The sequence below is a fragment of the Vreelandella maris genome (assembly GCF_013371085.1).
In the GTDB taxonomy this organism is placed as follows: domain Bacteria; phylum Pseudomonadota; class Gammaproteobacteria; order Pseudomonadales; family Halomonadaceae; genus Vreelandella; species Vreelandella maris.
Genome location: NZ_JABWCV010000005.1, coordinates 84,725 through 98,376, shown reverse-complemented (window position 1 = coordinate 98,376; position 13,652 = coordinate 84,725). Strand labels below are relative to the sequence as shown.

General features: G+C 53.5%; 11 protein-coding genes and 1 pseudogene. 6 read left to right on the top strand and 6 right to left on the bottom strand.

All coding sequences use genetic code 11. The features are described from left to right. Nucleotides 1-8: 8 nt before the first annotated feature. The 4 genes from HUO07_RS05600 to HUO07_RS05585 are packed head-to-tail and all read right to left on the bottom strand — an operon-like array spanning nucleotide 9 to nucleotide 4,649. Complete coding sequence (locus HUO07_RS05600) at nucleotides 9-362, bottom strand: AtuA-related protein (protein WP_008957250.1); 354 nt, start codon at nucleotides 360-362, stop codon at nucleotides 9-11. Continuing rightward, the gene (locus HUO07_RS05595) at nucleotides 349-1,755 is read right to left on the bottom strand and encodes an acyclic terpene utilization AtuA family protein (RefSeq protein WP_176302732.1); all 1,407 of its coding nucleotides are present in this window, start codon (nucleotides 1,753-1,755) and stop codon (nucleotides 349-351) included. The genes HUO07_RS05600 and HUO07_RS05595 overlap by 14 nt, the downstream gene beginning before the upstream one ends. Then, nucleotides 1,752-3,662: a TRAP transporter permease gene (locus tag HUO07_RS05590; RefSeq protein ID WP_246286480.1), complete on the bottom strand. Its 1,911-nt coding sequence runs from the start codon at nucleotides 3,660-3,662 to the stop codon at nucleotides 1,752-1,754. The genes HUO07_RS05595 and HUO07_RS05590 overlap by 4 nt, the downstream gene beginning before the upstream one ends. A 21-nt stretch (nucleotides 3,663-3,683) precedes the next feature. Next, nucleotides 3,684-4,649, bottom strand: a complete 966-nt coding sequence (locus HUO07_RS05585) for a TAXI family TRAP transporter solute-binding subunit (RefSeq protein ID WP_176302730.1) — start codon at nucleotides 4,647-4,649, stop codon at nucleotides 3,684-3,686. A 183-nt stretch (nucleotides 4,650-4,832) separates the two neighbouring features. On the opposite strand from HUO07_RS05585, the gene HUO07_RS05580 reads away from it, so the two are divergent. From HUO07_RS05580 to HUO07_RS05570, 3 genes are all read left to right on the top strand, one after another. Then, nucleotides 4,833-5,711, top strand: a complete 879-nt coding sequence (locus HUO07_RS05580; protein WP_176302729.1) for a LysR family transcriptional regulator — start codon at nucleotides 4,833-4,835, stop codon at nucleotides 5,709-5,711. A gap of 106 nt (nucleotides 5,712-5,817) precedes the next feature. Continuing rightward, nucleotides 5,818-7,182, top strand: coding sequence for a M20/M25/M40 family metallo-hydrolase (locus tag HUO07_RS05575; protein ID WP_246286473.1), 1,365 nt, complete (start codon nucleotides 5,818-5,820; stop codon nucleotides 7,180-7,182). 1,523 nt (nucleotides 7,183-8,705) lie between these two features. Further along, entirely contained in the window at nucleotides 8,706-9,500 is a 795-nt protein-coding gene (locus HUO07_RS05570; protein WP_246286471.1) for a MipA/OmpV family protein, read from the top strand. A gap of 134 nt (nucleotides 9,501-9,634) precedes the next feature. Here the strand turns inward: HUO07_RS05570 and HUO07_RS05565 are convergent, their stop codons facing one another. Together HUO07_RS05565 and HUO07_RS05560 are read right to left on the bottom strand one after the other, a co-directional pair. Beyond that, entirely contained in the window at nucleotides 9,635-10,372 is a 738-nt protein-coding gene (locus tag HUO07_RS05565; protein ID WP_176302728.1) for a MauE/DoxX family redox-associated membrane protein, read from the bottom strand. A gap of 152 nt (nucleotides 10,373-10,524) precedes the next feature. Further along, nucleotides 10,525-11,211, bottom strand: coding sequence for a type 1 glutamine amidotransferase domain-containing protein (locus HUO07_RS05560; protein ID WP_176302727.1), 687 nt, complete (start codon nucleotides 11,209-11,211; stop codon nucleotides 10,525-10,527). 166 nt (nucleotides 11,212-11,377) lie between these two features. Between HUO07_RS05560 and HUO07_RS05555 the strand changes: the two are divergent. The 3 genes and pseudogenes from HUO07_RS05555 to HUO07_RS05545 all read left to right on the top strand — a co-directional run bounded on the left by HUO07_RS05555 (nucleotide 11,378) and on the right by HUO07_RS05545 (nucleotide 13,464). Continuing rightward, a pseudogene (locus HUO07_RS05555) lies at nucleotides 11,378-12,160 on the top strand (CLCA_X family protein). Between the two features lie 2 nt (nucleotides 12,161-12,162). Further along, nucleotides 12,163-12,318, top strand: coding sequence for a hypothetical protein (locus HUO07_RS05550; protein WP_176302726.1), 156 nt, complete (start codon nucleotides 12,163-12,165; stop codon nucleotides 12,316-12,318). A 399-nt stretch (nucleotides 12,319-12,717) separates the two neighbouring features. Then, complete coding sequence (locus tag HUO07_RS05545) at nucleotides 12,718-13,464, top strand: Crp/Fnr family transcriptional regulator (RefSeq protein WP_176302725.1); 747 nt, start codon at nucleotides 12,718-12,720, stop codon at nucleotides 13,462-13,464. Nucleotides 13,465-13,652 lie beyond the last annotated feature (188 nt).

The window sequence follows — 13,652 nt, the reverse complement described above, 5'->3', positions numbered from 1 at the left end:
AAAAATGGCTAGAGGTGAACCTCCAGGCTTAACAACAAAAACGACAGCGTTTTGCCATGGCCATCCAGATTGAGTGCCCCGTTAACGCCGCCTTGAAGCACATCATCGATCACGAAGTTCATGCCTGCCAAGTTAGGTAGAGGGTAGCGCCGCACCCGGCTAGCGCCGCGATGGGAGAAGAGCGCCAGCACTCGTTCTTCGGTGACCTGTTCCAGCAAGGTGGCGTAGTGATCCGCCTCATAGGCAAACAGCGCCACGTTGAGGCGTTCGCCTTTATCCCCCGCACGGGCGTGCGCCAATTGGTGAAGAGAGATCGAGGCGGGCGCACGCATTGACGTTTGTGTGGGTTCAGCTTGCAGCATAGCGTTCGCTCCTGTGGGCTTCCTGGGTCGGCGACTCAAATAGCGTGGCATGGGCATAAATGTCGCTGCGTTTTACCAAGTACGAGGCGGTAAATACCCGCCGTTGAAACTGACGTCGCACCCCGCCTCCCCCGGCAGGCCCGGCACAGTAAAGCGCCAAAAGCTCTTGCGTGGCACGCGCCACCCAGCGCCGCTCGCTGTGCTCGGCCGCCAGCCGCAGCCGGTAATCACCGCTGGTAGAAGGCGCGGCGCTACGCTGTAGCTCACCGCTATCGCTATCGAACACGCTGGCCAGGCCGATGATGTCCAAACGCGTTCGCAGCTCAGCCGGGGCGCGAAATACCAGCCGTTCGCGCAGCACCTGGGCGGCCAATTGCGCCCTTGCCAGCGCATTGGGTCCGGCATAGGAAATTTCCGCCTCGCCCTGCCAGCCACCCTCGTAGCATACGGTCGTCTTTAACCGTTCAGGTGCGGGCTTGCCGCGAATGCCGGTAACCGCCACTCGATTGGGCGCCAGTTGGCGTACTTCGGCGTGGGTAAGATCCACCGTGACATCCGGGGTCAGGTAATTGGCGGGGTCATGCACCTCATAGAGCAGTTGCTCTTTCACCGTTTGCTCGGTAACGCAGCCGCCGGTATTGGCGGGCTTGGTGATGATCAGGTTGCCATCCTGCTCTACTTCGATGATTGGGTAGCCCACCGTGGCAAGGCCAGGCACGTCTTTAAAGCCTGGGTCGGCAAAGTAGCCGCCACTTACCTGGGCACCACACTCGGCCAGGTGACCGGCCATCATGCCGCAAGCGAGGCGGTCCCAGTCGTCCCAAGGCCAATCGAAGTGGTGCATCAGCGGGGCTAAAAACAGCGCCGGATCGGCTACCCGCCCGGTGACTACCACGTCTGCCTGCATGGCTAACGCTTCGGCCAGTGCCTTGGCACCCAGGTAGACATTGGCGGAAATCAAGGCGTCATCGTCCGGCATCTCCAGCCGTTCGGCCTCCCAACGCTGCAAGTCCAGGCCATGCAGTTGCTGGCGGATATCATCGCCGTGCACCTGGGCAATCCGCACCTCTGGACGACCAAGCTGGGCGGCTAGCTCCGCAATGACCTGGCACGCGCCACCAGGGTTGGCGGCACCGAAGTTGCCTAGAATTTTAATGCCGTGATCCAGGCAATCGCGAAGCACTGGCGCCAGCAGCTCGTCCAGCAGCGGTTCAAACCCGCTTTCGGGGTCCTCACGCATCGCCCGGTGGGCGGCCGCCAATGTCCGCTCACCCAGGGTTTCGAATACCAAGGCAGAGGGTTGCTGTCGCTTGATCAACTCTGCTACCACCGCCACGGCCGCATCGGTACGGTCACCGGAAAAGCCTGCCCCGCTGCCCAGTAAAAAACTCATAAATGTGTCTCCTTGGCCTGAAGGGAGTGGTGGTCGCCGGAGGCAACTATCGGCTCGTCATCCAGCAGCGAGCGGCGGCGTATAAATAGCCCAATGATCAGAGCTAGCGCTGCCAGCGTGGTCAGCCAGCCTGGCGTCAGCGCCAGCCCAATCACCGCGATCAGCGCCACCACATCAATCACGCGCTTACCCGTCATGGCTACCCGAGACATCAGCGCGGCGAAGGCCATCACAAACACGACGCCCTGGCAACTGGCCAAAACGATCTCCAGAGCAGAGCCAAAGCCCGCCAGCGCTGGGTAGATCAATAGCAAGAAAGGAATGACATAGATCGCCGCCGCCAAGCGTACCGATTCAACCGCCGCAGGCAGCCAGTTGGTATCGGCGATGCCTGAGGCCACGAATACCGCAATGCAGACAGGCGGGGTGATGACTGAGAGTGTCGCAAAGTAGAAAACGAACAGGTGGGCAATCAGGGGCTCGACACCGATGGTGGTGAGTGCGGGAGCCAGTACTGAGGCCACCAGCACATACGCCGCCGTGGTAGGTATCCCCATGCCCAAAATCAGACACACACCGCCAACGATAAAGGCCACCAGGAAGAGCGATTCGCCACCGACTGTGACAATCAAGCTGGCCAGCGTTATGCCAATGCCGGTCATGCCGATCATCGCCACCAGTATCTGCGCCCCGGCCAGCAACACGCCGATAATCACCATGCCTTTGCCTGCATCGACCAGGCCTGCCACCAGCTTGCCGAGAATCTCGCGCAGCGGCATTTTAGAAAGCAGCGCAAACGGCACAAAGGTGAGCACCGTCATCAGGATGCCGTAAAAAGCGGACATCTGAATCGAACGGCCGCTCAGCACGCCGTAAAATAGCCCACCCAACGCCGCCAGAATGGGAATGATGCGTTCAGGGCGTATCACGTCTGCCCAGCTGGGCAGCTCATCATCGGGCACCACCTGTAGCTGACGGCGTTTGGCCACCAAGTGGATAGTGACAAATACGCCCAGGTAGAAAAGGATGGCGGGCAGCAAGGCCGCCAAGGCGATACGCAGGTAACTTTCACCCAGAATTTCCGCCATGATAAAGGCCGCCGCGCCCAGGATCGGCGGTGCGATTTGACCGCCGGTGGAGGCGACCGCTTCTACCCCCGCCGCGAACGGACGTGGGTAGTTCAAGCGCTTCATCATAGGAATGGTGAAATTGCCGGTGGTGGCGACATTGGCCACCGCGCTACCGCTGACCATGCCAAACAGCCCGGACGCGACCGTGGCCACTTTGGCCGCACCGCCCGGCGAACGGCCGCTGATACGCAGCGCCAAATCCATGAAGGTATTGCCGCCCCCGGTGTGCAGGAGTAAACAGCCGAACAGCACGAAAGCGGCAATGGTCGTGGCGGCAACGCCCACCAGCATGCCCCACACGCCAAGATCACCCAGGTAAATGGTTTCGGTCATGTAGTAGAGGTCAAACCCCCGGTGGCCGAGCGGCCCGGGGATGGCCGCGCCGAACCACGCGTAAGCTAATCCCGCTAACACCAGCAGGGGGAAAATAGCCCCAATGGCGCGGCGCGAAAGCTCCAGAATCGCCACCAGCAGTACGCCGGTCAGCAGCATATCGCGGGGCGTTGCCCAGGGGAGTTCGACCAGAATTTGTTCGTGGTTAAGCGCCACATAGCCGCAGGCGCCTACCACACCGACTGCCAGTACGACATCGATAGCGATGCCCAGCGGGCGCCAGCGCTTGCCCTCCCCTAATGGGTAGACGGCAAGCCCCAGCAGGATGACCAGCGCGAGAAAGATACTCCGCTGAATCAAGCTCTCGAACGGCCCAGTGGCGGAGGTATAAAGGATTAGCCCGCCCAACAGCAGCGCCAAGCCTTTGGTGACTGTCTCACGCATGATCATCTTCTCCGAATGGCCTTACTGGACAGGCTGCAAGGCATCGGGGATGTCGTACCCCTGCTCTTCGAAATAGCGCGCCGCACCGGCATGCAGCGGCACGGTGCCAACCTCCAGGGTCATCTTCGCCATATCGGCATCTTTCATCGCGGCAAAGGCGTTAACCTGCGGTTCGGGGTTTTCCATCACGGCTTTGACGATTTGATAGGCGGTCTCTTCATCCATATCTGGGTGCGCGTGAACGGCAACCCCAAACGCCCAGGTGGTATAAGCGGGGATACCGTCTGCAGCGCCTTCGGGCACATCGACAATCGCCACATCGGGCATTTCGCTGCGCAGCGTATCGGCCTGCGCGTCATCGAGAGAGAGCACGCTAATGGGAGTGAACGTTGCGATATCCATAGAGGAGCCATCCAAACGCTCGCCGACCCCTGACTTCACCGAGCCCATCACCCGGCCATCCTTCATGGCATCCACCATATCGGTGGTGGAACCACGCACGTAATCCGGCTCGATGCCGAGGGTACGCATGACCGCTTCGGTGGTTTTCTCAGTGGCTGAGCCGGTGATACCGGGGTTGAAACGCACACCCTCCAGGTCGGCGAAGGTCGCTACGTCGGCATCCTGACGCATCACCGCGTTTTGTGGCGCGACGGTATAGACCCACAGCAGACGGTTATCGACCGGACGGCCCTCAAAATCTTCCTCACCGGCATAGGCGTGGTAGCCGGTATTGGTGGTCACCAGCCCCATATCGATCTGGTCGCGCCCCAAACGACGCAGGTTATCAACCGTAGCGCCGGTTTCAGCGACAGAAGAACTCACACCTTCGACCTGGTTGTTGATGATCTGGTTAACCGCGACAAAATAGCTGTAGTGGCTGGAGGAGCTTGAGGTAGAACCAATCAGCAGGCGCTCATCGGCATGGGAAGTGGCAGCAGCCAGCACCGCGGCGCTTGCCACCATGGCGGTAAGTAGCGTTTTCATTGTCTCTCCGAAGCTCGCTGTACGAGCCTTTGTTATTGTAGAACGGGTTGTTGTAAATACGGTTATTGTAAAACGGGTTGTTGTAAAACATGACCGCGACGCACGAATCGCGATAAGCCAAGCATGGTGGGCTGGTTTCATTTTGTATATTGAATAGTTTTTAATTTATGTTTTACTTTCTAAATGAATCCAAGCATCCAGCAGTTGCGCGTTTTTGTTGCCGTTGCCCACTCGCGCAGCCTTGCGGAGGCCAGCGAGCGCGTCCATCTTTCCCAACCGGCGATTTCGATTGCGCTACGTAAGCTGGAAGAGAACGTCGGCGGTGCGCTATTTGCCCGCACATCACGTCAGCTTGCCTTGACCCCGGAAGGCGACGCTTTCCTACCGGTTGCCGTGCGGCTATTGAATGACTGGAATGAAGCCTTTGAGGATCTCAACGACCAGTTTTCCAAACAGCGCGGCAAGGTGACCGTGGCGGCGCTGCCGACGCTGGCGGCTGGGTTATTCCCCCGGGTGATTAAGCTTTTTCATGAAGCCTACCCGAGGATTAATTTAAGCCTGCACGATGTGCTGGCCGAGCAGATCAATCAAATGGTGCGTGAAGGTCGCGCTGATTTGGGGCTTTCCGTGCCGCCGAGCGACGCGGACGATCTCACCTTTGAACCCGTGCTTGAAGATAGCTATGTGGCGGTTTGCCCGTGTGGGCACCCGCTGCTGGCGCAGTCGGCCGTGGCGTGGAGCCAGTTGGCTGCCTATCCGTTTATTGGTATCAATCGGCTTTCCAGTTCACGCCAAGATATTGACCGCATCATGCAGAGCGTGGGGGAGCGGCTGGATATTTTGTGCGATGCACGCCAGATCGCCACGGTTGGCCGCATGGTGGCAGCGGGCTTGGGTATTAGCGTGCTGCCCTCGCTCAGCTTTCGCCAGATTGCCACCGATGGCATCGAACACCGCCCGCTGGTCGAACCGACGATCCGTCGCGAGCTGGGCATGATATTGAGCCGACGCCACCCCCCTTCCGCCAGCGCCCTGTGCCAACTGATTCGTGATCACGCATAAGGTCTTTTCATGAATAAGCGTTTTCGGTACGGCTTTCTCTACACCTGGGGTGGGAATCTGGCAGACTAGAGGCGATGAACATCCACCTTACTAAGTGAGCGATACGATGAGCGATACAGCAAAACCCTGGACACAACCCATGCCCGACGCGCAGTTCAAACTGATGCGCGATATTCTTGCTGCGCCTAGCCCTGTGGGCCTTGAAGCCGCAATGACCTACGGGGTGCTCAAGCCGCATTTTGAAAGCTTTGCACCTAAAGGCTGGCACCTGCACCAGTTCAAGGGCAACGCCGGTGTTGTGCTGGACACCCACCCCGGCCGTGACGATATGTTCAAGGTCATGCTGATCGGCCATGCGGATAAAATCCGTATGCAGGTGCGCTCGATTGGCGAAGACGGCAAGATCTGGATCAACACCGATTCCTTCCTGCCTACCGTACTGATCGGCCATGAAGTGAAGCTATTCAGCGAAGACCCGGATGCCCCTGGCAGCTATCGCTGCATTGAAGGCGGCACGGTTGAAGCACTGGGCGCCATTCACTTTTCTGACCCCGGCCAGCGTGATGGCAGCAAAGGGATCAAGAAAGAGCAGATCTACCTGGATCTACAGATTCACGGCGACAACAAGAAACAGCAGGTGTTGAACCTGGGCGTGCGCCCGGGTGATTCGATTATCTTTGACCGCCCTATCCGCCCCGGCTTCAGCCCTAATACGTTCTATGGCGCTTACCTGGATAACGGGCTGGGCTGCTTTGTGGCCGCCGAAGTGGCGCGCTTGATCGCTGAAGCAGGCGGTACGAAAAATGTACGCGTGCTGTTTGCGATTGCCAGCTATGAGGAAATTGGCCGCTTCGGCAGCCGCGTGATGGCTGGTGAAATGAAGCCGGATGCGCTGATTGGCGTGGACGTTAACCACGACTACGTGGGCGCGCCAGGCATCGGCGACAAGCGCATGCAGCCGCTGGAAATGGGCAAGGGCTTCACCATGGCGGTGGGTTCGATTGCCAGCGAACAGCTCAATCGGATTATCGCGACAGCCGCTAAAGCGCAGGATATTCCGCTGCAGCGCGATATCGTGGGCGTGGACACCGGTACCGATGGTATGGCGGGTGTACTGGCCTCTATCGATAGTGCTGCTACCTCGATCGGCTTCCCTATCCGCAATATGCACACGATCTCGGAAACCGGCCATACCCAGGATGTGCTGGCGGCTATTCACGCCCTCACCCATACCCTGCAAGCCATGGATGCTCTGCCTGATTTAGAGCGTGAGTTCCTGGATAACCACCCACGCCTTGACCAAGCCAGCCCGCTTCCTCACCAGGGCAGCGACAAGCCGGATAGCGACGGTGATGAAGGCAAAAAGAGTGACGGCAAAGAGAGCAAGGCCGAAAGCAAAGCAGGAAGCAAGGCAAGCAGCACCAACGCCCCTGCCGCCAGCAATAAAACCAAGAAAAAAGCGAAAAAATAAAACACGCGTATAAAAAGAAGCCCCAGCCATTCCTTGGCCGGGGCTTTATCAAACCTTCCCTGATTTTCTTCACAAACATCCTGTTTGTGCTTCCCTGAGAGCGTTTAGCCTTCCTGGCGTTGCCTTCCCTGTTTCCACTTCCTTGTGGTGTGTGCTCACAATGGACGTGATAGCGCTGTGTTTATCTATCCCAGGTTATTAAATCAAAAAAATATTGCTTTAATATTAAAAAAGCCTTGTTGCGTCGATTTAATGCACGATTGCAATACGTTTCACATGGCGGATATATGAATTGACACTTATAATTAAAACGTGTCGGTAACGATACAGAGCAACAGGGAGGTTACCACGCCTGAACCATCATCAACCCTAATGGTAGGAGGTCAGCGTGCGCGACATTATAATTAGCAATAAAGTCAATGAATTAGATGTTATCTGTCGTCATTGCGGCAATTCAGAGACAGCCAAGTCACCATTTTTTAATCGCTTTCGTTTAGAAGGCACAGGGAAAAACACGGCGACGGTGCGCTGCCTTAACTGCCAAACAGCAGTTGAAGTGCCCTTGAATGAACTAAGCACACTCTATTATCACCATGCGTGTTAATGGGCAGGCTGGTTAATAAAAATGAAGGGGGAGATGGCTAACGCATCTGCCCTTTTTCTTAGCAAGTTAATTACTATAAATGAAAAATTCACAAGACTGTCACTTTCACGTCATTTATTACAGAATAAAAAGCCCCAGCCATTCCCTGGCTAGGGCTTTATTACCGCGTCTTTCTTCCTCACAAACATCCTGTTTGCGCATCCATGAGAGTTTAAGCCGTCCTGGCACTGTCTTCCTTGTCACCACATCCTTGTGCTTGATGATTAGGATGCACCTTTTAACGACGACCTTAACTAACCTAGGTTAGTAAATGAGAAAATAATCGTTACACTAAGCTAAGTGTTTGTTTAGTGACGACTACGCGTTTTAAGGCAATGCTTAACCTGTCATCGTTATATTAAAAAAATGCCATATAGCTCTCTAACATAAGTCATCTTTATTAAAGTGCCCAATCGAAACTGGCCTTACCTCAAGTAAATCAAACTTTAGATAAAAAGCAAATCTGTCATTTACTTAAGCTTTCATATCGACCACCCAGCATGTTAACTTATTGATAAAAATAGAAAAACAACCAAGCCCACCAACCTAGCCAGCCAGCTATCAATGAAAAACTAAACAATCAATTGATTAATTTTTGACTATCTTCAGCAAAAAATAAAGCTCAACCATTTTTGGTTGAGCCTTATTAGGTCCTCCATAACCGCACACTACAAATATCCTATTTGTGCATCCTTGTGCTACTTAAGCAATCCTTGTCTAACCTTCCTTTTCGCGAGTTCCTTTCGCTGAGCACACAATGCGCTTTATAGAAGTATGTTTATTTAACCTGTGTTAGTTAATAGAAAATAAATTATTATTAAACGCTCGTTTGCCATTTTATCAAGCGGCTTGCCAAGCTTCCAAGCAAGCACATACAATCATGAACGTTTGCTTAATTCTTCTTAAAATGAGTGCGATCACGATTTCAAAATACTGGTGGCCAGCCGCTGCGCTTAGCCTCGCGATAGCTCCTCAAGCATGGGCCCAGCAATGGGAAGGTAGTCTCGGCGCGGGTGTCCTGTATGCGCCCGATTATCTGGGCAGCGACGATTACGATACCCAGCTTTGGCCCTCTATCGACCTAAACTATGGTGATGCCCTTTCAATCAGCCCACGCAGTGGCATTGAATGGCACGCGATTCGCAATGGGGATTGGACCGTATCGCCTTTTATTGGCTATACCTTTGGCCGCGATAATGAAGGTGATATTTCGGCATTCGAGAAAGTGGATGGCGGTGCTACGCTCGGTTTACGGCTAGCGCTGGAGCAAGGGCAGTGGAAATATAGCTTGGCGGGAAGCACGCCGGTAACGGGCGATGTGGATGGCGCAGAGCTGGAAGCATCGGCTGCTTGGCGATTGCCTCTCAATGAGCGTACGTTCTTTACCTTTACCCCGAATGTGGCCTATGCCGACGAAGAGTGGACGGAGTCGATGTTCGCGGTTTCGACACGTGACAGCCTGCGTAGCGGCATTGCCAGCTATCATCCTGATGGCGGCTCCTGGCGTTTAGGGATTAGCACCAGCCTAACTTACACTTTGACACCTCAATGGTCTGCCACCGGTTTTGTTGGCACCGGCTACCTGACCGGTGATGCTTCTGACAGCCCTATCGTTGACGATTTAGGCAGTGAATGGCAGACCGTGACGGGTGTGTCGCTCAATTATAATTTTTAGCAGTATTAAGACGCTAAAAAGCCTGGGTAAAAATAAAAGCGCCCTTCACGTTTAGGGCGCTTTTGCGTTTAGTGGCTGGTTCTTGGGAATGGTTCTTGCGAATGGTTCTATTGGTGCTGCTCTGGTAGTTCTGCTCAAAACCACATTTTAAGCGGCATCCATAGCCCCATCAGTATCATTACGATATTTTCCGTTAACGATACAAACCCTAGTGGCACATTGCTGCTTCCGCCAACACACGCGCATTTCAATTCACGCTTATCGATGTACACGGCTTTAAACACCGACACCGCCCCCACCGTACCGATAAACAGTGCCAACGGCGCCGCCAGCCAAATCAAAGCGCCTGCCAGCATTAAGATCCCGGCCAGGGTTTCAGCGTAAGGATATACATAACTATAGGGCACATAGCGCTGAGCCAGCAGGTCGTAGTTAAGGAACATAGAGCTGAAGCTCTCTACATCTTGAAGTTTCTGTAATCCCAACAGCACCATGGCCGTCGCCACTGCGTATTCAGGCATCCGCGCGGCCATCAAGGTACCGTTGGCGACCCAACTAACCGCCAACCCGACCAGCAAGGCGGTAACAAAAATCGCGATCACCGGTCGATATGTGGTCTCTTTCGCATTCGGCACGCTCATCCCAAGATACTTACGCACCTCTTCATAACCACCAATACGCTTATTGCCGATATAAGTTTGCGGCGTGGTGTCGACATTTTCCCGAGCCTTGAACGCTTCTATTTCATCTCGGGAGGTTAGCGGGTGATCGTCAACCTCATATCCCTTACGCTTTAACAAATCGACCGTTTTCATACCAAACGGGCAAAGGTGCTCTGCCGTTTTCATCCGATAAATATGCGCCGTCTCCATGTTGACCACCTCCTTGATGCGTGCTGAAAACTACCTATTTTAAACAACCCCCTCGCTACCTTATAAAGGTAGTCAGAATATGGTCAGTGACCAAAATAGAAACGGCGAGGATAGCCTCGCCGTTATCATTGAGCCTGCTTACCCCCTAGCGGTTATTTCTCCAGCCACGCCATCAGCGTTTTAGCCGTTAGCGCTGAAGAAGGCGGGTTTTGCCCGGTAATCAACTGGCCATCTTCACACACGTAAGGGGTGAAATCTTCCGCCTTGGTGTAGATACCACCACACTGTTGCAGCGCATCTTCGACCAGATGCGGCACGATGTCAGTCAGGCCAACCGCATTTTCTTCGCCATTGGTGAAGCCTGTTACTTGGCGGCCTTTGACGAGCGGCTCGCCTGCGCTGTTCTTGGCATTCACTAAGACAATCGGCGCATGGCAAACGGTAGCGACCGGCTTGCCTTGAGCAATAAACGTTTCGATCAGGCGAATGGAGTCTTTATCGTCAACAAGATCCCATAACGGACCATGACCGCCAGGGTAGAACACCGCATCAAAGTCATCGGCCTTCATATCGCCCAAACGATGGGTCGCTGCAAGCTCAGCATTAGCCTTTTCATCTTGCTTGAAGCGGCGCGTTTCATCGGTTTGGCTATCCTCAGCGTCGCTCTTGGGGTCCAGCGGCGGCTGACCACCTTGAGGCGATGCCAGGGTTACCTCGGCCCCCGCGTCTTTGAAGACATAGTAAGGGGCGGCCAACTCTTCCAGCCAAAAGCCGGTTTTATTACCGGTGTCGCCCAACTGATCGTGAGATGTCAGTACAATCAAAATGCGCTTGCTCATATCTTTCTCCTAGCGGTGAAAAATGAGGCTATTAAAAGGCCTTGTTGCTACTTAGTGGGGGCCTCTGAGGTGGAATGCAAGGAGATATCCAAGTCACCAGTAGTGTCAATCTGTTAGTGGCGCTTTATCATGGCGTCATTCAGTCATCGTTCAGGTGAAGCGACCAGTGAGTATTGAAGCGCGGGATTTTTACCGCAGCGGCCCTGACCACCGCCAGAGGCAAGCCAGCAGTTTTGCCTTGATCCGACGCCAGTTTGATTTTCGCTCTATCGAGATTGGCCGCTGGGTCACCAGCGCTGAGCGCGACCGTGCCGCCGAGCTGTTTCATGATGCGCTGTGCGATCTCATGTTGATTCTACAGGGGCCAGAGGCGCTAATTTCATTACGCGGCACAATCGCACTGCAGTACGGCAGCGGTGGCCGACCTGGCGTTTCTGCCCATTACGACCCCAGCCAACGCAGCTTTGCGCTAGCCAAAAACGCAGGCCCCGGCAGCATTGCCCACGAGTAATATATTCATGCTTTTGATCACTACATCGCCAGTAAGTGTTTTCGCGGCACACCTGCCGGTGTATTCGCCTCTACCGCTTGGCTCGCCGATGCAACGCCCATTGCCCACCCTCTGAATCAATTGCTGATGCGCTGCTTCAAAGCCGTACTACTGCAGCCCGAAGGCGACCAGCCTAGCGATCTGTTTCAAAGCTCGGTGCAGATGGATAAAAAGCTTGGCCAGCTCTATTACAGCAAACCCGAAGAGCTGTGCGCACGCGCCTTTGAGGCATTTGTACAGGACGCAGCCATCACCAATCACTTTCTGGTCAAAGGCACCAAGGCTTCTCTTGAAGCGGAAAAAGGGCTCTACCCACAGGGCGCACAGCGGGAACAGATCAATGCCGCGTTTAGCGACTATTTTGGCGGGCTGGGAAAGGCGCTGCGGGAAGCCGGGTAAGCATGACAGCGTGCAAAATGGTGCAATCGTGCCTAAGCTGTAGCAACGCTCACTACTCAAAGGAAGAGAACATGCCCTCTACTACCACTATCGTCGTTATCGTTGTTGTTATCGTTGCCGTGCTTGGCATTGGCTTCGGCGGTGTGCTGCCTTTTTAATCGCTCGTAGAAGTGGTTAACGTAGGGCGCCTAGCCGCGCATCACACCCATGCCCAGCTCGAAATGCTTTAACAAATATTAAAATATTGAAAGTTTAAAAAATCAGACAAGCTAGCCTGCAAAAGGCTAGCTTTAATTTATCTTAAAAAATTATAAAATAATCTTTATTTTCAGAAAGATATAATTATCCAATTTATATGATTAATTTTTCCTAAGCCCTCTAGTTAGCAGGGTAGTTTCTTCATCTTCTAAAACAATTTAAACAATCTTTTTATAGGGTCGATTTTGATTTATCATCATAAAAAATTCGGTTATATACCTAAACATTGTTTTTATTAAAACTTAAGCAGGGACACTGTCGCTAAGGCTTCATTCCTGCTAAACATGGAGCCAAGCAGCATGTCTAGCGCCCTGCCTCCTCATACTTATCTTATGATCCGCAAGTTAGAAAGTAATTTCACCCTTACCGCCGATGAAAAGCGGGCACTTCAGGAATTACCGGTACAAACACAAGATGTAAAGGCTAACCAAGTTATCGTTAAAATGGGTGACCAGCCTAGTCAAAGCTGCTTACTGCTGGAAGGCTTTTCATGTGTCTACAAATTAACACTTGCGGGTAAACGGCAAATAATGGCGCTGCATATTCCTGGTGATATGCCTGATCTCCAAAGCCTGCACTTGCAAGTTATTGATATCAACATTGCTTCAATCAGCCCCTGTAAGCTCGGTTACATACAGCACCACGACTTATCGCTTTTATTTGAGCACCACCCTCGCCTCACTGCAGCTTTCTGGCATGAGACATTGGTGGATGCTTCCATTTTCCGAGAATGGTTGTTGAATGTAGGTCAACGCGAAGGCTATTCACGGATCGCTCATATTATTTGTGAGCTATTGCTGCGCCTGGAGGCGGTGGGGCTGGTACAGAATGAGAACACTTTTGATATGCCTATCACCCAAGCAGAGCTGGCAGATGCAACAGGAATGACCCCAGTGCACGTAAACCGAGTGCTGCAGGCCCTTCGTAACGATGGTTTGATAATTATGAACAAAAAAAAGGTAACCATACCTGACTGGCAAAAATTAAAGGAGGCTGGTGAATTTGATTCGCTTTACCTTCATCTTGAGAAAAAAGTCATAGGGTAAAGTATTTTTTACTTTTGATGTAACAGCCCTGAAAGGCGGACTCAAGAGTTAAACCTGACCTGCAAACCTTTTCGTTAGTAGCTATAGCGCCAGGGCCGAATACCTCACCTTAAAAGCCGTTCTACCGTCTGTACGCATATAATAGCGGCATCATCAGGTAGGTAAAAAGAAGCTCCTCTTTCCAACTG

Coding starts and splice junctions, on each gene's coding strand:
- HUO07_RS05570 (WP_246286471.1), top strand. CDS start 8,706: ATGAACGTTTGCTTAATTCTTCTTAAAATGAGTGCGATCACGATTTCA.
- HUO07_RS05565 (WP_176302728.1), bottom strand. CDS start 10,372: ATGGAGACGGCGCATATTTATCGGATGAAAACGGCAGAGCACCTTTGC.
- HUO07_RS05590 (WP_246286480.1), bottom strand. CDS start 3,662: ATGCGTGAGACAGTCACCAAAGGCTTGGCGCTGCTGTTGGGCGGGCTA.
- HUO07_RS05545 (WP_176302725.1), top strand. CDS start 12,718: ATGTCTAGCGCCCTGCCTCCTCATACTTATCTTATGATCCGCAAGTTA.
- HUO07_RS05585 (WP_176302730.1), bottom strand. CDS start 4,649: ATGAAAACGCTACTTACCGCCATGGTGGCAAGCGCCGCGGTGCTGGCT.
- HUO07_RS05550 (WP_176302726.1), top strand. CDS start 12,163: ATGACAGCGTGCAAAATGGTGCAATCGTGCCTAAGCTGTAGCAACGCT.
- HUO07_RS05580 (WP_176302729.1), top strand. CDS start 4,833: ATGAATCCAAGCATCCAGCAGTTGCGCGTTTTTGTTGCCGTTGCCCAC.
- HUO07_RS05595 (WP_176302732.1), bottom strand. CDS start 1,755: ATGAGTTTTTTACTGGGCAGCGGGGCAGGCTTTTCCGGTGACCGTACC.
- HUO07_RS05575 (WP_246286473.1), top strand. CDS start 5,818: ATGAGCGATACAGCAAAACCCTGGACACAACCCATGCCCGACGCGCAG.
- HUO07_RS05600 (WP_008957250.1), bottom strand. CDS start 362: ATGCTGCAAGCTGAACCCACACAAACGTCAATGCGTGCGCCCGCCTCG.
- HUO07_RS05560 (WP_176302727.1), bottom strand. CDS start 11,211: ATGAGCAAGCGCATTTTGATTGTACTGACATCTCACGATCAGTTGGGC.